Source organism: Pseudomonas fluorescens (assembly GCF_902498065.1).
Taxonomy (GTDB): Bacteria; Pseudomonadota; Gammaproteobacteria; order Pseudomonadales; family Pseudomonadaceae; genus Aquipseudomonas; species Aquipseudomonas fluorescens_BJ.
Map to the genome: position 1 here is coordinate 169,082 of NZ_CABVIR010000001.1, position 17,698 is coordinate 186,779.

Here is a 17,698-nt window from a genome sequence, read left to right on the forward strand (position 1 = left end):
TTTTTGCATCAGGCGTTTGCCTTACTGAGCGTCTTGCGCCGGAGCCTTCTCACCGTGAGACAAGCTATAGACGTAAGCGGCCAGCAGGTGAACCTTGTCGTTGCCTTGCAGCTGTTCCTGCGCAGGCATCTGGCCCTGACGGCCGTAACGGATGGTCTGCTGCAGTTGAGCGAAGCTCGAACCGTAGATGAACGCGCCAGGGTGGGTCAGGTCAGGTGCGCCCATTGCTGGCGTCCCTTTGCCGGCCGGACCGTGGCACGCTACGCAGTTGGCGGCGAACAGTTTCTGCCCGGCAACCGGGTCAGCCTTGGTGCCTTCCGGCAGCTTGCGGCCATCGAGGTTGGTCAGCACGAACGCGGCAACGTCCGCAACGCCTTGCTCGCCGATCACTTCAGCCCATGCCGGCATCACTGCGTGACGACCGCCCATGATGGTGGTCTTGATGGTTTCCGCTTCGCCGCCCCAGCGCCAATCGGCGTCGGTCAGGTTCGGGAAGCCATAGGCGCCCTTGGCGTCGGAGCCGTGGCAGACCGAGCAGTTGGAGGCGAACAAACGGCCACCCATCTTCAGGGCTTGCGGGTCCTTGGCGACTTCTTCGATCGGCATGGAAGCGAATTTGGCGAAGATCGGACCGAACTTGGCGTCCGACTTGGCCATTTCCTTTTCCCATTCGTGAACGCCGGTCCAGCCACTCTGGCCGTTGGCGAACGCGGTCTGCTTCTCGTTATCGAGGTAGTTGTAGCCCGGCAGCAGGCCTTTCCAGTTACCCAGGCCCGGGTACAGCACCAGATAGCCCAGGGCGAAGATGATGGTGCCCACGAACAGCATGAACCACCATTTCGGCAGTGGGTTGTCGTACTCCTCGATCCCGTCGAAGGAGTGGCCAACCGTTTCTTCTGTTTGCTCGGCGCGCTGGCCCTTGCGGGTGGACAGCAGCAGCCAGGTCAGGGCGAAGATGGTGCCGAGACTGAGGACTGTGACGTACAGACTCCAGAACGTAGTCATTCTTTGTTACTCCTAGAAGCTTGCTCGACGTGCTTGATGGCTTCGGGATCATCCGCGAAAGGCAGCAAGGTCGCGTCTTCAAACTCCGACTTGCGCTTGGGGCTGAATACCCACAACGCCAGACCGATGAAGGCCACCATCACAACGACGGTGCCCAGGCCACGAATCATCCCGATATCCATCTAAATCACCGTTTGCTTTTGATGATGGTGCCCAGGCCTTGCAGATAGGCCACCAGCGCGTCCATTTCGGTTTTGCCCTTCACAGCATCCTTGGCGCCGGCGATGTCTTCGTCGGTGTAAGGGACGCCGAGCGTGCGCAAGACTTCCATTTTCTTGGCGGTGTCTTTGCCGTCGAGCTTGTTTTCCACGAGGAACGGGTAGGCCGGCATTTTCGACTCCGGCACTACGTTGCGCGGGTTGTACAAATGCGCACGCTGCCAGTCATCGGAGTAACGACCGCCGACACGGGCCAGGTCCGGACCGGTACGCTTGGAACCCCACAGGAACGGGTGGTCCCAGACGCTTTCACCGGCAACCGAGTAGTGGCCGTAACGTTCGGTTTCAGCACGGAACGGGCGGATCATCTGCGAGTGGCAGCTGACACAACCGTTGGCGATGTAGATGTCGCGTCCTTCCAGTTCAAGGGCGGTACGCGGCTTCATGCCTTCGACCGGCTTGTTGGTAACGTCCTGGAAAAACAGCGGAACGATCTGGGTCAGGCCGCCGATGCTGACGGCGATAACCATGAAGAAGGCCAGCAGGCCAATGTTCTTCTCGACTGCTTCATGCTTCATCAGTGAGCTCCAACTACAGCAATCTGTTCGGCGGCTTCAGCTTCGGCCGGGTTCGAGGCACGGACGGTACGCCATACGTTGTAGGCCATGAACAGCATGCCGCTGGCAAAGAACGCACCGCCCAGGGCGCGAACGATGAAACCAGGGTGGCTGGCTTGCAGCGCTTCGACGAACGAGTAGGTGAGGGTGCCGTCGTCGTTGATTGCACGCCACATCAGGCCCTGGGTGATGCCGTTGACCCACATCGAAGCGATGTACAGCACGGTACCGATGGTCGCGAGCCAGAAGTGCGCGTTGATCAGGCCGATGCTGTGCATCTGCGCACGACCGAACAGTTTCGGGATCATGTGGTAGATCGCGCCGATCGAGATCATCGCTACCCAGCCAAGAGCGCCGGCGTGTACGTGGCCGATGGTCCAGTCGGTGTAGTGCGACAGCGAGTTGACGGTCTTGATGGCCATCATCGGGCCTTCGAAGGTCGACATGCCGTAGAACGCCAGCGATACCACGAGGAAGCGCAGGATCGGGTCGGTGCGCAGCTTATGCCAGGCGCCCGACAGGGTCATCATGCCGTTGATCATGCCGCCCCAGCTCGGCGCCAGCAGGATGATCGACATGGCCATGCCCAGCGACTGCGCCCAGTCCGGCAGCGCGGTGTAGTGCAGGTGGTGCGGACCGGCCCAGATGTACAGGGTGATCAGCGCCCAGAAGTGCACGATGGACAGGCGATAGGAGTAGATCGGACGCTCGGCCTGCTTCGGAACGAAGTAGTACATCATCCCGAGGAAGCCGGTGGTCAGGAAGAAACCTACGGCATTGTGGCCGTACCACCACTGGATCATCGCATCCGTTGCACCGGCGTAGGCCGAGTAGGACTTGAAGAAACTGACCGGCAGCGAGGCGTGGTTGACGATGTGCAGCATCGCCGTCACGACGATGAAGGCACCGTAGAACCAGTTGCCCACATAGATGTGCTTGGTCTTGCGCTTGGTGATGGTGCCGAAGAACACCAGACCGTAGGTGACCCAGACGATGGCCAGCAGAATAGCCAGCGGCCATTCCAGCTCAGCGTATTCCTTGGTGGTGGTGTAACCCAGCGGCAAGGTAACGATGGCGCCGACGATCACCGCTTGCCAACCCCAGAAGGTGAAGGCTGCGAGGCTGTCGGAAATCAGTCGCGTTTGGCAGGTTCGCTGCACGACGTAATAAGAAGTGGCAAACAGTGCACAACCACCGAAGGCGAAAATCACCAGGTTTGTGTGCAACGGGCGCAGGCGTCCAAAGCTCGTCCATGGCAGACCGAAGTTCAACTCCGGCCAGACCAGTTGCGAGGCGATGAAGACACCGAGCCCCATGCCAAGGATCCCCCAGACCACCGTCATGATGGCGAACTGGCGGACTACCTTATAGTTATAAGCAGTCGGACTGATTGCTGTGCTCATTCTAAGGTTCCACGGTTTGGGTGTTTTATTAGGAGTAAAAATCGGCCGCAAGTATGGAGAAAGCAGGGGGTCATTGCAACGCGCCATGACCTGGGTCAATGCTTTCAAAAGCTGATTCTGCGGCCTTTCCATGCGCCGCGTAAGGACAAAATCGCCCTCGGACAAAATGTCGCAGCGAACGAAAATGATGAGAGGGTCAGGTCAGATGTAACGGGGTGTGTTCAAACGCAACGATCGGGTGACCGATGGCAATTGGCACGACAGCCGGTATCTACCAGCCTTTGCGGCTTGTCATCGAGCAGATTCGTCGAACACATCGGGTCGGGTCGACCTGGAACCGGCTCAAGCCAGTCCGCATCGGGGCAAGCTTAGACCCGAATCGGGTGGACCGAAAGGCGGACTATAGGAGGGTGCGACAATGGGTCGCAAAGGGGCAGGGAACTGCCGCATCCGGGAAGAATGCGGCAGCAGAGCGGTCAAGAATTATTCGCTTTTGCCTTTAGCCTGCAAACGCTCTGTATTCAGACCGTGGGACAGGCTGTACACATAAGCGGCCAGCAGTTGCACCTTGTCGTTGCCGAGCAGTTCGTTCTGCGCCGGCATATGGCCCTGGCGGCCATGACGAATGGTTTGTTGCAGTTGCGCCAGGCTTGTACCGTAGATAAATCCGGCCGGTTGCGTCAGATTCGGCGCTCCCATGGCTTCAGTGCCCTGGCCGTTTGCCCCATGACAGGCTACGCAGGTGGTGCTGAACGCTTGCTGTCCGGCGTGCAGGTCGGCGGTGTCGCCCTCCGGCAATGGCAGGCCGGCCAGTTCATGACGCACATACGCGGCGACGTTTTTCACGCCGGCATCACCCAGGATTTCACCCCAGGCCGGCATCGCCGCCATGCGCCCACCCATGATCGTGGTCTTGATCATCTCGGCGTCACCGCCCCAGCGCCAGTTGCTGTCGGCCAGGTTCGGGAAGCCGAAAGCGCCCTTGGCATCCGAGCCGTGGCACACCGAGCAGTTCGACGCGAACAGGCGGCCGCCCATTTTCAGCGCTTGCGGGTCCTTGGCTACTTCTTCCACGGGCATGGCGGCGAATTTGGCGAAGATAGGCCCGAACTTCGCATCGGCCTTGTTTATCTCCTTTTCCCATTCGTGGACGCCGGTCCAGCCGTCCTCGTAACCCGGCAGGACGCCTTTCCAGTTGCCCAGGCCCGGGTAAAGAATCAGATAACCCACGGCGAACACCAGCGTGCCGGCGAACAGCATGAACCACCACTGCGGCAGCGGATTGTCATACTCCTCGATGCCGTCGAAGCTGTGGCCCATGGTCTGGTCGACGCTGCCCTTGGTTTCGCCCTTGCGAGTGCCGATCAGCAGCCAGGTCAGGCCGATCAGGCTGCCGATGGTCAGTACGCAGATCCACGTACTCCAGAAAGTGGTCATGACCGGGTACTCCTTGTTTCAGGTTCTTGGGTGGCGTCGTCGGCCAGGGGTTCATCGGCGAACGGCAGCAAACGCGCTTCGGCGAACTCCGGATTGCGCTTGTTGTTGAACACCCACAACGTCAGGCCGACGAAGGCCACGAACACCACGACCGTGCCCAGGCCGCGGATCATTCCACTGCTCATCTCAATGACCATGGCTCACCTCTTGCTCTTGATGGCAGTGCCGAGCACTTGCAGGTAGGCGACCAATGCGTCCATTTCGGTCTTGCCCTTGAGCGATTCGACCGAGCCTGCGATGTCGGCATCGGTGTACGGCACGCCAAGCGTGCGCATTGCCTTGATCTTGGTTTCGGTGTGGCTGCTGTCGAGCTGATTGGCCACCAGCCATGGATAGGCCGGCATCTTCGATTCCGGCACCACGTTGCGCGGGTTGTACAAGTGCGCGCGGTGCCAGTCTTCAGAGTAACGGCCGCCGACCCGTGCCAGGTCCGGCCCGGTACGTTTCGAACCCCAGAGGAACGGGTGATCCCAGACGCTCTCACCGGCCACCGAGTAGTGCCCATAACGTTCGGTCTCGGCGCGGAACGGCCGGATCATCTGCGAGTGGCAGCCGACGCAGCCTTCGCGGATGTAAATGTCGCGACCTTCCAGTTGCAGCGCGGTGTAGGGCTTCATGCCTTCCACCGGTTTATTGGTCACGTCCTGGAAGAACAGCGGGACGATCTGCGTCAGACCGCCGATGCTCACGGCCAGGACCATCAGCAGCATCAGCAGGCCGACGTTTTTCTCGATTGTTTCGTGTTTCATGGCGGACTCCTCAGGCCATCTGCGCGGCAGCGGCGACTTCGGCAGGCTGCGAGGCCCGCACGGTGCGCCAGGTGTTGTAAGCCATCAGGAACATGCCGCTGAGGAAGATCGCACCGCCCACCAGTCGCACGACGAAGCCTGGGTGGCTGGCCACCAGGGTTTCGACGAAGGAGTAGGTCAGCGTGCCGTCTTCGTTGACTGCGCGCCACATGAGGCCCTGGGCGATGCCGTTGACCCACATCGACGCGATGTACAACACGGTGCCGATGGTGGCGAGCCAGAAGTGCGCGTTGATCAGGCCGATGCTGTGCATCTGCGGGCGACCGAAGATTTTCGGGATCATGTGGTACAGCGCGCCGATGGAAATCATTGCCACCCAGCCGAGTGCACCGGCGTGAACGTGGCCGATGGTCCAGTCGGTGTAGTGGGAGAGTGCGTTGACGGTCTTGATCGCCATCATCGGACCTTCGAAGGTCGACATGCCGTAGAACGCCAGGGAGACCACAAGGAAGCGCAGGATCGGGTCGCTGCGCAACTTATGCCAGGCGCCCGAGAGCGTCATCATCCCGTTGATCATGCCGCCCCAGCTTGGCGCCAGCAGGATCAGCGACATCACCATGCCCAACGACTGCGCCCAGTCCGGCAGCGCGGTGTAGTGCAAGTGGTGCGGACCGGCCCAGATGTACAGGGTGATCAATGCCCAGAAGTGCACGATCGACAGGCGATAGGAATACACCGGACGCTCGGCCTGTTTCGGCACGAAGTAGTACATCATCCCGAGGAAACCGGCGGTGAGGAAAAAGCCTACGGCGTTGTGCCCGTACCACCACTGAACCATGGCATCGGTCGCACCGGCGTACACCGAGTAGGACTTGGTGAAACTCACCGGCAGTTCAAGGTTGTTGACGATGTGCAGGATGGCCACGGTGATGATGAATGCACCGAAGAACCAGTTGCCGACGTAGATGTGCTTGGTCTTGCGCTTGGCCAATGTGCCGAAGAACACGATGGCGTAGGCGACCCAGACGATGGTGATCAGGATATCGATCGGCCATTCCAGTTCGGCGTATTCCTTGGAGCTGGTGTAACCCAGCGGCAGGCTGATAGCAGCCAGCAGAATCACTACTTGCCAGCCCCAGAAGCAGAACGCGGCGATTTTTGGTGCAAACAGTTGGGTCTGGCAGGTGCGCTGCACCGAATAGAACGAACTGGCGAACAGGGCGCAACCGCCGAAAGCGAAGATCACCGCGTTGGTGTGCAACGGGCGCAACCGGCCGAAACTGGTCCACGGCAAATTGAAGTTGAGTTCAGGCCAGACCAATTGGGCCGCGAGAAAAACCCCGAGCCCCATGCCGACGATGCCCCACACCACCGTCATAATGGCGAATTGGCGGACCACCTTGTAGTTGTAGGCGGTACTGATAGAAGTGTTCATGGTTCCCCATCCACGGTTCAGCCGAAGTGAAGGCCCGTCTTTGCGAGTAAGCCGCGCAAGGCAGACGCTCCCTTCGCCTGGAGTTATAGGCAGACTAAAAGCGAGGCAAGCATGGACAAAGAGCACAAGGCCAGTATTGACGGGGATCAATGGGCGCAGTGTGTGCGGGAATATGGATGGCTGTGGAACGAGGCCGCTTCGACGGTTTCGGTCGAGCCTGTCACGCTGATTCTTGCGCATGGCGCCGGGGCGCCGATGGACAGCGCCTGGATGAACGACATGGCTGCGCGCCTTGCTGCGCTTGGCGTCAACGTGTTGCGCTTTGAGTTTGCGTACATGGCGCAACGGCGTGTCGATGGCGGCAAACGTCCGCCGAACCCGGCGCCGAAACTGCTGGAATGCTGGCGCGAGGTGTATGCGGTGGTGCGACGCCATGTCACTGGGCGTGTGGCTATTGGCGGCAAGTCCATGGGCGGGCGGATGGCGAGCCTGTTAGCCGATGAGCTGGGGGTGGATGCGTTGGTGTGCCTGGGGTATCCGTTTTATGCGGTGGGTAAACCGCAGAAGCCGAGGGTCGAGCATTTGGCGGCGCTGAAGACCCGGACGTTGATTGTGCAGGGTGAGCGCGATGCGTTGGGTAATCGTGAGGCGGTTGAGGGTTATGCGTTGTCGCCGAGTATCGAGGTGTTCTGGTTGGTGGCGGGGGATCATGATTTGAAGCCGCTGAAGGCTTCAGGGTTTACCCATGAGCAGCATTTGGCTTCGGCGGCGGGCAAGGTTGCCGAATTCCTGCAGTGAAATGTGCGTCTTCAGTCAGAGCCTCATCGCGGGCAAGCCCGCTCCCACAGTGATAGGTGGTGTTGCCCGATTTTGAGATCAATGTGTAACCCTTTGGGAGGGCTTGCCCGCCAAGGGGCCGGTCCAGCCAACGAATAACTATACTGCTCGCGAGCAAGCAAAGACTTGCCCCCCATAAAACCATGCCCGAGGTTTTTCATGCATCCCGCCATCCTCAATCTGCATCAGGTCGATCTCGAACCGCTGCCAGAAGCACTGGCGCCTTCCGGTGAAACTGCCGGCCGCTATCAGCAGCGGATGGCACGCGTCGGTCAGCGGCTGGGTGCGCAGAAACTCGGCTATCGCTTGTACGTGCTGGAACCGGGCATGCGCGGTAGCCCGTTTCACAGTCATCGGGTCAACGAGGAGATGTTTTACGTCGTCGCGGGGGAAGGGGAGATTCGTCTCGGCGCCGAGCGTTTTCCTATCTGCGCCGGTGACGTGATTGCCTGCCCGCCAGGCGGTCCGGAAGCGGCGCACCAGATCATCAACACCAGCGACGCCGAACTGCGCTATTTGGCGGTCAGCACCCAGCAATCGCCGGAAATTTGCGAGTACCCGGACTCTGGCAAATACGCCGTGATGGACGACTTCAAGGTCGATGCCCAAGGCAATGCTTCAGGCTTCGTTGCCATCGCCAGACAGGCCGATGGCGTGGATTACTGGGACGGCGAGTAACAACTGGCACCACAAATCCAATGTGGGGCTTGCTCGCTTCCACATGTTGATGTGTGGTGCGGTTATTCGAGGCGTGCCAGGCGCTCCTCCAGCGCGGCAATCCGGGCCTCAAGTTCTTCGATGCGCTCCACGGACACACCGCTGCCGGCACCGCGCTCCGACGGATTTTGCCGTGCCGCCAGAATCGCTTCGATGTCCGCCGGATCACCCAATGCGTGCATGTAGCGATCTTCACGTTGCCCGGCCTGACGCGGAATCAGCAACGCCAGACCGCGAGCAATCAGCCGTTCAAGTTGATGTACAACTTGTTCGGCATCTTCGAACTCATGCATGCGGCCGCTGCGGGTCAGCAGCTCGTTGACCGTCTGCGGGCCGCGCAGAAACAGCAGCCCCGTCAGAATGACCTGTGCCGGCACCAGTTCCAGTGCCTTGTCGACCTTGTGTTCCCAGCGGTCGGCGCGACTGCCCATCACCAGTTTGGTAAAGCCGCGACCTTCAAGGGCGCGCAGGCTCTGTCCGACCTGGCCCTGGGTGAGGTTCATTACCGGTTCGCGACTGGTTTTCTGGTTGCAGGCAATCACCAGGGCATTGAGGGTCAGCGGGTAGGTTTCCGGGCTGGTGGCCTGTTTTTCGATCAACGAACCCAGAATGCGGATTTCCGTGCTGTTGAGCCGCGGCTCGTCGAAGGTGGTCTCTTGCTCAGTGCTCATCACGCTTTTCCCTTTGCTGTCGAAGCATGCAGTCGAAGCCGCCTAGCCTAATCCTTGCTGGATAAAAGACAAGCCGCAGGAGCGTCGCGCATGGCTATAATCGGCCCACGTTTCCCTCCTGTCACAACACGAGACTGCCATGACCATTTCCCTGTATGACGCTTCCGTCCCGGTTTTCAAACAAATGCTCAATGCCCTGAGCGACGTTCTGAACAAGGCCGAAGCCCACGCTACAGCCAAGAACATCGATCCGAACGCTTTCCTGCAAGCCCGTCTGTACCCAGACATGTTCCCGCTGGTGCGTCAGGTGCAGATCGCGGTTGATTTCGCCAAAGGTGTTTCCTCGCGTCTGGCCGAGATCGAAGTGCCGAAATATGACGACACCGAAACCACCTTCGCCGAGCTGCAAGCGCTGATCGCCAAGGTTCTGGCCTACATCGGCGAGATCAAGCCCGAGCAGATCAACGGCAAGGAAGGTATCGAGATCATCACCCGTCAGGGCACGCCGAAAGAGAAGCGCTTCAGTGGCCAGGCTTACTTGCTGAGCTACGGCCTTCCGCAGTTCTTCTTCCACGTCACCACCGCTTACGCACTGCTGCGTCACAACGGTGTGGAAGTGGGCAAGCGCGATTACATGGGCGCGTTCTAACCCGCCCACGTACAAAAAAGCCCGCCAAGGTTGACGCCTTGGCGGGCTTTTTATTGGTCTTGTGGGGGCGAGCTTGCTCGCGAAGGCGGTGTGTCAGGTGGCTTAGGTTTTGATGGTGTACATATCCATTCCTGCGGTAATGGCGGCTATTGGTTCTGCTCTTACCGCGGGATACTTGGAAAAACGGAACGCCGCCCGACCCCAAGTAACCCAGCGCCCGCGTCCCTGACGTACGGTGCCTCGCTCCGTTCCTGCTCCATGGGCCCGCCGCCATCGGCCATCCGTGGCCGGGGGGGGGCTAACCCGATGTAATGCCGGACAACAATCCCCCTGTGGGAGCTAGCCTGCTAGCGATGGACGTCCAGACACCGCGTTCATTCAGACCGCACGCGTTATCGTTAACGCCCATCGCTAGCGGGCTAGCTCCCACAGGGGGAATGCGTACGCTTGAAGAGATAGGCCGGCCGGTTATCATGCCAAACGCTGAGCCTTCTCGTCCTCACCCAAGCAAGCCGCCGCCGTAAACAGCACATCAGTCGAAGAATTCAGCGCAGTCTCCGCCGAGTCCTGCAGCACGCCGATAATGAACCCGACTGCCACCACCTGCATGGCGATTTCGCTCGGAATGCCGAACAGGCTGCACGCCAGTGGAATCAGCAACAACGAACCGCCTGCCACACCCGAAGCGCCACAGGCACAGACCGCGGCGACGACGCTCAGCAGGATGGCGGTCGGAATGTCCACGGCGATGCCTAGCGTGTGCACGGCTGCCAGGGTCAGCACGGTGATGGTGATTGCCGCGCCCGCCATGTTGATGGTCGCGCCCAGCGGAATGGAAACCGAATAAGTGTCCTCGTGCAGCCCCAGACGCTTGCTCAGTTCCAGATTGACCGGAATGTTCGCTGCCGAGCTGCGGGTGAAAAACGCCGTAATGCCGCTTTCACGCAAGCACGTGATCACCAGCGGATACGGGTTGCGACGCAGCTTCCAGAACACGATCACCGGGTTCATCACCAGCGCCACAAACAGCATGCAACCCAGCAATACCGCCAGCAGATGCGCGTAGCCGATCAAGGCACCGAAACCGGAGGTGGCGAGGGTCGATGCCACCAGGCCGAAAATCCCCAGCGGCGCAAAACGGATCACCAGGCGCACAATCAGGGTCACGCCGTTGGACAAGTCGCCGAGGACTTCGCGCGTAGTGTCGCCGGCATGGCGAATGGCGATGCCCATACCGATGGCCCACGCCAGAATGCCGATGAAATTGGCATTCATCAGGGCGCTGACCGGGTTGTCGACCACGCTCAGCATCAGACTTTGCAACACTTCACTGATGCCGCCCGGCGCTGTCACCGCGACGTCGTGGGTGGACAGCACCAGGTTCGACGGGAACATCATGCTGGCCACGACCGCGACCACGGCCGCGGCAAATGTGCCCAGCAGGTACAGAAACAGAATCGGCCGGATGTGGGTTTCCTGGCCGTGCTTGTGGTTGGCGATCGACGCCATGACCAGCACGAACACCAGAATCGGCGCGACGGCTTTCAGCGCCGAGACGAACACTTTGCCGATAAACGCGGTGGACTTCGCCACCTCAGGCGCAACCAGCGCCAAGGCTATCCCGGCGAGCAGGCCGATAACGATTTGCGTAACCAGGCTCAAGCGTTTCAAACGTTGCAATAGCGAAGGGGATGAAGCAGTCATAAAACGGCATCTCTGATTTTATTAGGTGCGGAGGTGTCGCGACATCACGGCCATTAACGGGCGGATGAACAGGTGTACGAATCGCAGGGCGCGGACTTTATCACAGCGTCGGCTTGATCCTTCAGACCTGTGACGATCTGCCACCTGCCGGTTAAACGCGATGTGCAGGTTCGTGCAACCGTGTTTGGAAACACTCTGTTAAGATTGCCCATCCTCATTTTCATCTCTGCCAGTGGGCCTTCGGGCTATCGCTGGTGTTGTCGTTTTCTGGAGTTCTGCATGTTGTTGCCCATTCTTCTGTTGTCCGCCGCCGGCTTCACGGTGCTGACCACGGAATTCGTCATCGTCGGCCTGTTGCCGGCAATTGCCCGCGATCTCGAAGTCACCATCCCGCAGGCGGGTTTGCTGGTGACCTTGTTCGCCTTCACCGTCGCGGCGTTCGGGCCGTTCCTGACCGCGTACTTCGCCCGGTTCGAGCGGCGCAAGTTGTTCATCTCGGTGTTGATCATGTTCGGTCTGGCCAACACCCTCGCGGCGTTTGCGCCGAACATCTGGGTGATGGCCGTTGCGCGATTGATTCCCGCGCTCGGGCTGCCGGTGTTCTGGGCCCTGGCCAGTGAGACGGCGGTGGACATCGTCGGGCCGGACTACGCCGGACGCGCCATCGCCAAGATCGGTTTCGGCATCGTCTGCGCCACGGTGTTCGGCATTCCGGTCGGCACGTTGATTTCCGATGCATTCGGTTGGCGCAGTGCCTTCGGCATTCTCGCGGTGATCGCGTTCGCCAAGGCGTTGCTGCTGTTTATCTACTTGCCGAAAACCAATTTGCATCAGCACCAAGTGAGCTTCCGCTCGCAGTTCAAGATCCTGCGCAGCCCGCTGATGATTGGGCACGTGTTGCTGTCGATCCTGGTGTTCAGCGGCATGTTCACCGCTTACACCTATCTGGCCGACATCCTCGAGCGGCTGGCCGGTTTCAACGGCACGGTGGTGGGTTGGTGCCTGATGGGCTTCGGTGCGGTCGGTTTGATCGGCAATTCGCTGGGCGGTCGCGCGGTGGATCGTCATCCGCTGATCGCTTCGGTGACGTTCTGCGCCTTCATGATCGCCGGCATGGTGGCGCTGGTGCCGAACATCCATTCGCCGCTGGGCCTGGCGGCGGCGATGGGGATCTGGGGCGTGACGCAAGCGGCGCTGTTCCTGGTCAGCCATGTGCGTTTGATGAAGGCTGCGCCTGAAGCGCCAGCCTTTGCCGCATCGCTGAATATTGCCGGTGCCAACCTCGGGATCGGTTTGGGTGCGATGGTCGGCGGCCGGGTGATCGACAGCGTTGGCCTGGGTGGGCTTGGCTTTGCGGCGGCCGGTTTTATTCTGATCTCGATCCTGTTGGCCATGGCACTGATGACGTTCAAACCCCGCGAAGTCTGCGCCTGACCCTCACATCTCGGTGAACAGCTCGCGTCGGGCACCTTCGGTAATCGCAACAATGCCGGGGTGCTTGACCTTGCGTTCCACCGAAATGGCGTAGAACGATTCGGTCACAGCGTCGGTCTGGCCAATCAATTCCACGCCGTACTGACGTTTCACTTCATCGGCAATCACGCTCGGGCCGATGAAAATCCCGCTGCCGGATTGACCAAACGCCTGCATCAACGCGCTGTCGTCGAACTCGCCGACGATGCGCGGCTGAATCTGCTGCTCGGCAAACCAGCGCTGCAAGCGACTGCGCACCACGGTTTCCGGCCCCGGAATCAGCAACGGTGCGCCGTGCAGGCTGCGCGGAAAGTCCTGGCCGTACTGCGCCGCCAGTTCAGCGGTGGCGAAGAAACTGATCCCGCATTCCCCGAGTTTCTGGCTGTAGCCCTTGATGTCCAGGTGCGACGGCATCGGGCTGTCGGAGATCACCAGGTCCAGGCGTTGAATCGCCAGGTCGGCGAGCAAACGTTCGAGTTTGTCTTCGCGACAGGTAATGCGCAGCGGTTCGCTCAACTCCATGGTCGGCGCGATCAGGCGGTAGACGATGGATTTGGGCACCACATCAGCCACGCCAACCCGAAACAGAATCTGCTGTTCATTGGGTTGCGCCCGCAGCATCAATTCCAGTTCGCCGCCAAGCTGAAACATTTGCTCGGCGTAGGGCAGGGCCTGGCGCCCGGCTTCGGTGAGCTCCAGCTGTCGGCCGACCCGGCGAAACAACTCGATACCGTAGGTTTGTTCAAGCAGGGAAATCTGCCCGCTGATGGTTTGCGGTGTCAGGTTCAGTTGCTCGCAGGCGCGCACGATGCTGCCGGTCTTGGCCACGACCCAGAAGTAATGCAATTGTCGATAGTTGAGCATGGCGACCTACAGTTCGTAAAAGCCGAAGTATAACCGCTAAAAATACGAATTTTCCTGAAGTATTTGCCTCCCTAGAATGCCTCGCTATCAACGGGCCATCGTTTCGGCCCGTTCTGTTCTATCGAGGAATGCATCATGAAGCTTAAAACCACGGCATTGCTGATTGCGTCTTTACTGGTATTGGCCGGTTGCGACCAGGCCGAAAAAAGCGCTCAGCAACTGATGGGCAAGGCTGCCGAAACCGCCAAGCAGGCGATTGACGACACTCACAAAGCCGCCGAGCAAGCGATCAGCGATGCCACCGGCGGGCTGATCAGCAAGAAAGAATCATCGGGTGACGATAAAGAGAAAGCCGAATCGTCGTCCCAGGAAATCTAAACCGTCTTAAAACGAGTCAGGACTGACCCATGGAATACCTTTTAGAACTTGCTGCAAGCCCCACCGCCTGGGTCGCCCTGGCCACGCTGGTGGTGATGGAAATCGTGCTCGGCATCGATAACCTGATCTTCATCTCGATCCTGACCAACAAACTGCCGGAGCAGCATCGGCAGAAGGCTCGGCGCATCGGTATCGGCATGGCGCTGATCCTGCGACTGGCACTGCTGAGTACCATCGCGTTTATCGTCCAGTTGACGGCGCCGGTGATCGAGCTCCTCGGCCACGCGTTCTCCTGGAAGGACATGATCCTGATCGCCGGCGGCCTGTTCCTGTTGTGGAAGGCCACCACCGAGATCCACCACAGCATGGACCCGGCGCCGGAAGATCCGAAGTCGGCGACCTCGACCGTGACCCTGGGCTTCGCTGCCGCGATCGGTCAGATCCTGATGCTGGACATGGTGTTCTCCATCGACAGCATCATTACTGCGGTCGGCATGACCGAGCATTTGCCGATCATGATCATCGCGGTGGTGGTGTCGGTGCTGGTGATGTTGCTCGCGGCTGACCCGCTGGCCAAGTTCATCAACGACAACCCGACGGTGGTGATGCTGGCGCTGGGCTTCCTGATCATGATCGGTATGACGCTGATCGCCGAAGGCTTCGGCGCCCACGTACCGAAAGGCTACGTCTACGCAGCCATGGCGTTCTCGGCAACGATTGAAGGCTTGAACATGATGTCGCGACGGGCCAGGCAGAAGCGCATCGCCGCTGAAGCGTAACCTGAGCTGAAATGAAAACGGCCGCCTGCACTCGCGAGAGTTCAGGCGGCCGTTTTTGTTCGGGGCATTAAAAAGTGTCCGTCAGTGCACAGTGGCGTGACGTGCACTCGATTTATCGATTTTCACCACCCGAGCCGGCTGGACGGGGTGGTGATGGTGTCGGCGGGCAATTCGCAGGACTCCCCACAACATGGCGGTGGCAACAGCCAGCCAGCCGCAAATCAACATCACTATGGTCATTGTCAGGCTCATCAGTGCCTCCTCTTCGCCCTGCTGCGGGCATACACACGCGTTGCAAGTGACAGTCTAGTCGCTGCCATGTTGCAGGCTATTGACCAAAGGTCGTTGATGACCAACCCGTTCGCTCTATCGAAAGCAAACAACTGCCGCTAAAGGCTATACCGCTGTCGTGCGGCGTCCTATGATCAACGGCCAAGCCGGGAGCACGGACACCTGGCGTCTGAACAAGAGAGTTGATGATGGTGCGGGTATTTTCGCGAATTCGAACGGCAGCACTGATTGTTGGCTGTGTTGCGGGTATGGCAGGTTGCGCGGGCAGTGTGGCGCCGGAGGTCAAGCGTCTGCCGGAACGCGTGGAGCTCAGCGGTACGTTCTACCGCGGGCAAAGCTTTCAAAGCGGGCCTCAGGTGCTGGCCAGTCTGTTGGCCCAGCAGGGCATCGTGATTACCCCGGGGTTGCTTGAAAAACCCCTGCATTTGCCGGGCGCCGAAGCGCAATTGCAGCAGAACATGCAGAACCTCGCCCGCGAGTACGGCATGGTCGTTTACCCGCTCGAAAGGCATTTGCCTGCGCTGCTGACCCAGGTTGCCGCCGGTTACCCGGTGATGGTGCGCTTCACTGAAGGCTCGGCGTTCTGGGCAGAGCCACGCTACGCGATTCTTGCCGGGTACAACCGTAAGAAGCAGACCGTGCTGCTGCGTGCGGGAATGAATCGTCGGGAGTTGATGAGCTTCAGCTCGTTTGAATCGTCGCTCAAGGATGCCGGTGGTTGGGCGGTGCTGATCCAGAAGCCGGAGCAGATTCCGGCGAATGTTGATCAGTCGCGTTGGTTGAAAGCAGCGAACGACCTGGCGCAGGCCGGCCAGGAACAGGCAGCTGCCCGTGCGAAGAGGGCGCTGGGCGCTCAATAGTTTCCGTTCGTCATCTGCATTGCACTGCCGCGCGCGCTTGGCCTCTGAGGAATAAGGGCCCGGATTTTTCCGGGTCAGTTCCAAGGAGGCATTCATGACAAATCCCAAAGCACCCACCGGCCCGCACTCATCTGAGCATTCATCGGGCAACGACTTGGGGTTCGACCCCGACTCTCCGGACCTCGCCGACCCACAGGTCGACCCCGTCGGACCTGCCAGGGCACCCAAGGACGTAAAGCCGGGCGAGAATAACAAGGCCCCTGCGAAGCCTTACGACCCGCTGGCCAATCTGAAACCCTGACGTTCAGTGCGAGGTGTATATGTCTACCGATTCGAGTTTCGACGACAAACGTCCTGACAGTGTTCCCACCACCCCCGAAGATGACGTTGATCCGGTGATGGATCCGGACAGTCCGATGCGTGACCCGTTGGCCAGACCTGCGGTGGCACCGACCGAACATCCGCAGGGCAGGAGGGATCCGAGTGCCGGCGATGGCATTCCGGATGACGACCAGATGCCGCTGCCGAATGATTAACGCTGGACGAAAAAAAGCCCCGACTGATCGGGGCTTTTGCTACCTGCGTCGTTACTTCGAGGCTTCAACCACACCGCTCTGACGGTGCTTGAGGTTCTTTTCCGATTTGTACTGCAAGGCAACAGACGGAACGTTGGTGCCCTTGCCGGTTTCGACCCAATTGCGAATCCGGCTGGCATCGGCGAAGTGCGTGTACTTGCCGAACGCGTCGAGGATCACCAGCGCCACCGGACGATTACCCATGCTGGTCACCAGCACCAGGCAATGACCGGCCTCGTTGGTGAAGCCGGTTTTGGTCAGCTTGATGTCCCAGTTCGGCTTGCCGACCAGATGGTCGGTGTTACGGAAGCCGAGGCTGTAGTTGGGCTTGCGGAACGAGACGGTTTTTTCCTTGGTGGTGCTCAGCTCGGTCAAGATCGGATATTTGTGCGCAGCGACCAGCAATTTGCTCAGGTCGCGGGCGGTTGAGACGTTACGAGGGGAGAGGCCGGTCGGTTCGACGAAGTGGGTGCTGGTCATGCCCAGCGCCTTGGCCTTGGCGTTCATCGCGGCAATGAATGCGACATAGCCGCCCGGATAGTGGTGGGCCAGGCTTGCGGCGGCGCGGTTTTCCGAGGACATCAGGGCGATCAGCAACATTTCCCGGCGCGGCAATTCGCTTTTGAGTTTCACCCTGGAAAAGACGCCTTTCATTTCTGGCGTATCGCTGATGTTGATATTGATGTACTCGTCCATGTTCTGCCTGGCTTCGACCACAACAAGACCGGTCATCAATTTGCTGACGGAGGCGATAGGGACAACGACATCGGGGTTGCTGGCATAGATGACTTTGTTGGTCTGCATATCCAGCAGCAAAGAGCTGCCGGAAGCCAGCTTGAGTTGTTTCGTATCTCGAGGTGCCGCGGTGGTATCGGCAGCATTGACCGTTGGCGTGATGAACGTCCCTGTGATTGCAAAAAATAGGCTCAGGATGGAAAGACGGATTTTCACGCTGGCAGACTCATAAGGTTTGGAT

21 protein-coding genes and 1 pseudogene are annotated in these 17,698 nt (G+C 59.6%); 9 read left to right on the forward strand and 13 right to left on the reverse strand.

All coding sequences use genetic code 11. The features are described 5' to 3' along the window. Positions 1 to 21: 21 nt before the first annotated feature. From ccoP (F8N43_RS00800) to ccoN (F8N43_RS00835), 8 genes are all read right to left on the reverse strand, one after another. Positions 22 to 1,005 (reverse strand): cytochrome-c oxidase, cbb3-type subunit III, encoded by a 984-nt coding sequence (gene ccoP / locus F8N43_RS00800; protein ID WP_150632532.1) that lies wholly within the window; start codon positions 1,003 to 1,005, stop codon positions 22 to 24. Next, positions 1,002 to 1,187 (reverse strand): CcoQ/FixQ family Cbb3-type cytochrome c oxidase assembly chaperone, encoded by a 186-nt coding sequence (locus F8N43_RS00805; protein WP_003175465.1) that lies wholly within the window; start codon positions 1,185 to 1,187, stop codon positions 1,002 to 1,004. Before F8N43_RS00805 ends, ccoP (F8N43_RS00800) begins: the two co-directional genes overlap by 4 nt. A 5-nt stretch (positions 1,188 to 1,192) precedes the next feature. After that, the gene (ccoO, locus tag F8N43_RS00810; protein ID WP_008028530.1) at positions 1,193 to 1,801 is read right to left on the reverse strand and encodes a cytochrome-c oxidase, cbb3-type subunit II; all 609 of its coding nucleotides are present in this window, start codon (positions 1,799 to 1,801) and stop codon (positions 1,193 to 1,195) included. Then, complete coding sequence (gene ccoN / locus F8N43_RS00815) at positions 1,801 to 3,243, reverse strand: cytochrome-c oxidase, cbb3-type subunit I (RefSeq protein ID WP_150632533.1); 1,443 nt, start codon at positions 3,241 to 3,243, stop codon at positions 1,801 to 1,803. Before ccoN (F8N43_RS00815) ends, ccoO (F8N43_RS00810) begins: the two co-directional genes overlap by 1 nt. A gap of 483 nt (positions 3,244 to 3,726) precedes the next feature. Continuing rightward, positions 3,727 to 4,680: a cytochrome-c oxidase, cbb3-type subunit III gene (gene ccoP / locus F8N43_RS00820; RefSeq protein WP_150632534.1), complete on the reverse strand. Its 954-nt coding sequence runs from the start codon at positions 4,678 to 4,680 to the stop codon at positions 3,727 to 3,729. Further along, a complete protein-coding gene (locus tag F8N43_RS00825; protein WP_150632535.1) occupies positions 4,677 to 4,877 on the reverse strand; it encodes a cbb3-type cytochrome oxidase subunit 3 in 201 nt (66 codons plus the stop codon). Before F8N43_RS00825 ends, ccoP (F8N43_RS00820) begins: the two co-directional genes overlap by 4 nt. A 3-nt stretch (positions 4,878 to 4,880) precedes the next feature. Beyond that, positions 4,881 to 5,489 (reverse strand): cytochrome-c oxidase, cbb3-type subunit II, encoded by a 609-nt coding sequence (gene ccoO, locus F8N43_RS00830; protein ID WP_008028522.1) that lies wholly within the window; start codon positions 5,487 to 5,489, stop codon positions 4,881 to 4,883. Positions 5,490 to 5,499: 10 nt separating this feature from the next. Then, entirely contained in the window at positions 5,500 to 6,924 is a 1,425-nt protein-coding gene (gene ccoN / locus F8N43_RS00835; RefSeq protein WP_150632536.1) for a cytochrome-c oxidase, cbb3-type subunit I, read from the reverse strand. Between the two features lie 111 nt (positions 6,925 to 7,035). Between ccoN (F8N43_RS00835) and F8N43_RS00840 the strand changes: the two genes are divergently transcribed. After that, positions 7,036 to 7,722 carry an alpha/beta family hydrolase gene (locus F8N43_RS00840; RefSeq protein ID WP_150637935.1) on the forward strand — a complete coding sequence of 229 codons (687 nt, stop codon included), beginning with the start codon at positions 7,036 to 7,038 and terminating at the stop codon, positions 7,720 to 7,722. 198 nt (positions 7,723 to 7,920) lie between these two features. Continuing rightward, positions 7,921 to 8,439 (forward strand): cupin domain-containing protein, encoded by a 519-nt coding sequence (locus tag F8N43_RS00845; RefSeq protein WP_150632538.1) that lies wholly within the window; start codon positions 7,921 to 7,923, stop codon positions 8,437 to 8,439. A 62-nt stretch (positions 8,440 to 8,501) separates the two neighbouring features. Here F8N43_RS00845 and F8N43_RS00850 read toward each other — a convergent pair whose 3' ends face one another. Further along, complete coding sequence (locus F8N43_RS00850) at positions 8,502 to 9,149, reverse strand: YceH family protein (RefSeq protein ID WP_150632539.1); 648 nt, start codon at positions 9,147 to 9,149, stop codon at positions 8,502 to 8,504. A 139-nt stretch (positions 9,150 to 9,288) separates the two neighbouring features. Here F8N43_RS00850 and F8N43_RS00855 point away from each other — a divergent pair, with 139 nt between their 5' ends. Next, positions 9,289 to 9,798: a DUF1993 family protein gene (locus F8N43_RS00855; RefSeq protein WP_150632540.1), complete on the forward strand. Its 510-nt coding sequence runs from the start codon at positions 9,289 to 9,291 to the stop codon at positions 9,796 to 9,798. Positions 9,799 to 10,269: 471 nt separating this feature from the next. On the opposite strand, the gene sstT is transcribed toward F8N43_RS00855, so the two are convergent. Then, positions 10,270 to 11,502, reverse strand: a complete 1,233-nt coding sequence (gene sstT, locus F8N43_RS00860; RefSeq protein WP_150632541.1) for a serine/threonine transporter SstT — start codon at positions 11,500 to 11,502, stop codon at positions 10,270 to 10,272. Positions 11,503 to 11,781: 279 nt separating this feature from the next. Here sstT and F8N43_RS00865 point away from each other — a divergent pair, with 279 nt between their 5' ends. Then, positions 11,782 to 12,936 carry an MFS transporter gene (locus F8N43_RS00865; RefSeq protein WP_150640088.1) on the forward strand — a complete coding sequence of 385 codons (1,155 nt, stop codon included), beginning with the start codon at positions 11,782 to 11,784 and terminating at the stop codon, positions 12,934 to 12,936. Positions 12,937 to 12,939: 3 nt separating this feature from the next. Here the strand turns inward: F8N43_RS00865 and nhaR are convergent, their stop codons facing one another. Continuing rightward, positions 12,940 to 13,839: a transcriptional activator NhaR gene (gene nhaR, locus F8N43_RS00870; protein WP_150632543.1), complete on the reverse strand. Its 900-nt coding sequence runs from the start codon at positions 13,837 to 13,839 to the stop codon at positions 12,940 to 12,942. Positions 13,840 to 13,974: 135 nt separating this feature from the next. On the opposite strand from nhaR, the gene F8N43_RS00875 reads away from it, so the two are divergent. Then, complete coding sequence (locus F8N43_RS00875) at positions 13,975 to 14,217, forward strand: hypothetical protein (protein WP_150632544.1); 243 nt, start codon at positions 13,975 to 13,977, stop codon at positions 14,215 to 14,217. 29 nt (positions 14,218 to 14,246) lie between these two features. Further along, the gene (locus tag F8N43_RS00880; RefSeq protein ID WP_150632545.1) at positions 14,247 to 14,996 is read left to right on the forward strand and encodes a TerC family protein; all 750 of its coding nucleotides are present in this window, start codon (positions 14,247 to 14,249) and stop codon (positions 14,994 to 14,996) included. An 81-nt stretch (positions 14,997 to 15,077) separates the two neighbouring features. Here F8N43_RS00880 and F8N43_RS29255 read toward each other — a convergent pair whose 3' ends face one another. After that, positions 15,078 to 15,248: a hypothetical protein gene (locus tag F8N43_RS29255; protein ID WP_191623711.1), complete on the reverse strand. Its 171-nt coding sequence runs from the start codon at positions 15,246 to 15,248 to the stop codon at positions 15,078 to 15,080. A gap of 169 nt (positions 15,249 to 15,417) precedes the next feature. Here F8N43_RS29255 and F8N43_RS00885 point away from each other — a divergent pair. The 3 genes and pseudogenes from F8N43_RS00885 (at position 15,418) to F8N43_RS00895 (ending at position 16,683) form a co-directional block, all read left to right on the forward strand. After that, positions 15,418 to 16,147, forward strand: a pseudogene (locus F8N43_RS00885) (peptidase C39 family protein). 94 nt (positions 16,148 to 16,241) lie between these two features. Beyond that, complete coding sequence (locus F8N43_RS00890; protein WP_150632546.1) at positions 16,242 to 16,448, forward strand: DUF6021 family protein; 207 nt, start codon at positions 16,242 to 16,244, stop codon at positions 16,446 to 16,448. Between the two features lie 19 nt (positions 16,449 to 16,467). Beyond that, positions 16,468 to 16,683 carry a hypothetical protein gene (locus F8N43_RS00895; protein ID WP_150632547.1) on the forward strand — a complete coding sequence of 72 codons (216 nt, stop codon included), beginning with the start codon at positions 16,468 to 16,470 and terminating at the stop codon, positions 16,681 to 16,683. 51 nt (positions 16,684 to 16,734) lie between these two features. On the opposite strand, the gene pbpG is transcribed toward F8N43_RS00895, so the two are convergent. Next, positions 16,735 to 17,673: a D-alanyl-D-alanine endopeptidase gene (pbpG, locus tag F8N43_RS00900; protein WP_150632548.1), complete on the reverse strand. Its 939-nt coding sequence runs from the start codon at positions 17,671 to 17,673 to the stop codon at positions 16,735 to 16,737. Positions 17,674 to 17,698 lie beyond the last annotated feature (25 nt).

Bases quoted from the DNA above. Each gene is read 5' to 3' on its own strand.
- F8N43_RS00845 (WP_150632538.1), top strand. From the start codon at position 7,921: ATGCATCCCGCCATCCTCAATCTGCATCAGGTCGATCTCGAACCGCTG.
- ccoP (WP_150632532.1), bottom strand. From the start codon at position 1,005: ATGACTACGTTCTGGAGTCTGTACGTCACAGTCCTCAGTCTCGGCACC.
- F8N43_RS00865 (WP_150640088.1), top strand. From the start codon at position 11,782: ATGTTGTTGCCCATTCTTCTGTTGTCCGCCGCCGGCTTCACGGTGCTG.
- F8N43_RS00840 (WP_150637935.1), top strand. From the start codon at position 7,036: ATGGACAAAGAGCACAAGGCCAGTATTGACGGGGATCAATGGGCGCAG.
- ccoP (WP_150632534.1), bottom strand. From the start codon at position 4,680: ATGACCACTTTCTGGAGTACGTGGATCTGCGTACTGACCATCGGCAGC.
- sstT (WP_150632541.1), bottom strand. From the start codon at position 11,502: ATGACTGCTTCATCCCCTTCGCTATTGCAACGTTTGAAACGCTTGAGC.
- F8N43_RS00825 (WP_150632535.1), bottom strand. From the start codon at position 4,877: ATGGTCATTGAGATGAGCAGTGGAATGATCCGCGGCCTGGGCACGGTC.
- ccoN (WP_150632533.1), bottom strand. From the start codon at position 3,243: ATGAGCACAGCAATCAGTCCGACTGCTTATAACTATAAGGTAGTCCGC.
- F8N43_RS00850 (WP_150632539.1), bottom strand. From the start codon at position 9,149: ATGAGCACTGAGCAAGAGACCACCTTCGACGAGCCGCGGCTCAACAGC.
- F8N43_RS29255 (WP_191623711.1), bottom strand. From the start codon at position 15,248: ATGAGCCTGACAATGACCATAGTGATGTTGATTTGCGGCTGGCTGGCT.
- ccoO (WP_008028522.1), bottom strand. From the start codon at position 5,489: ATGAAACACGAAACAATCGAGAAAAACGTCGGCCTGCTGATGCTGCTG.
- nhaR (WP_150632543.1), bottom strand. From the start codon at position 13,839: ATGCTCAACTATCGACAATTGCATTACTTCTGGGTCGTGGCCAAGACC.
- F8N43_RS00890 (WP_150632546.1), top strand. From the start codon at position 16,242: ATGACAAATCCCAAAGCACCCACCGGCCCGCACTCATCTGAGCATTCA.
- F8N43_RS00895 (WP_150632547.1), top strand. From the start codon at position 16,468: ATGTCTACCGATTCGAGTTTCGACGACAAACGTCCTGACAGTGTTCCC.
- ccoO (WP_008028530.1), bottom strand. From the start codon at position 1,801: ATGAAGCATGAAGCAGTCGAGAAGAACATTGGCCTGCTGGCCTTCTTC.
- F8N43_RS00805 (WP_003175465.1), bottom strand. From the start codon at position 1,187: ATGGATATCGGGATGATTCGTGGCCTGGGCACCGTCGTTGTGATGGTG.
- F8N43_RS00855 (WP_150632540.1), top strand. From the start codon at position 9,289: ATGACCATTTCCCTGTATGACGCTTCCGTCCCGGTTTTCAAACAAATG.
- ccoN (WP_150632536.1), bottom strand. From the start codon at position 6,924: ATGAACACTTCTATCAGTACCGCCTACAACTACAAGGTGGTCCGCCAA.
- F8N43_RS00880 (WP_150632545.1), top strand. From the start codon at position 14,247: ATGGAATACCTTTTAGAACTTGCTGCAAGCCCCACCGCCTGGGTCGCC.
- F8N43_RS00875 (WP_150632544.1), top strand. From the start codon at position 13,975: ATGAAGCTTAAAACCACGGCATTGCTGATTGCGTCTTTACTGGTATTG.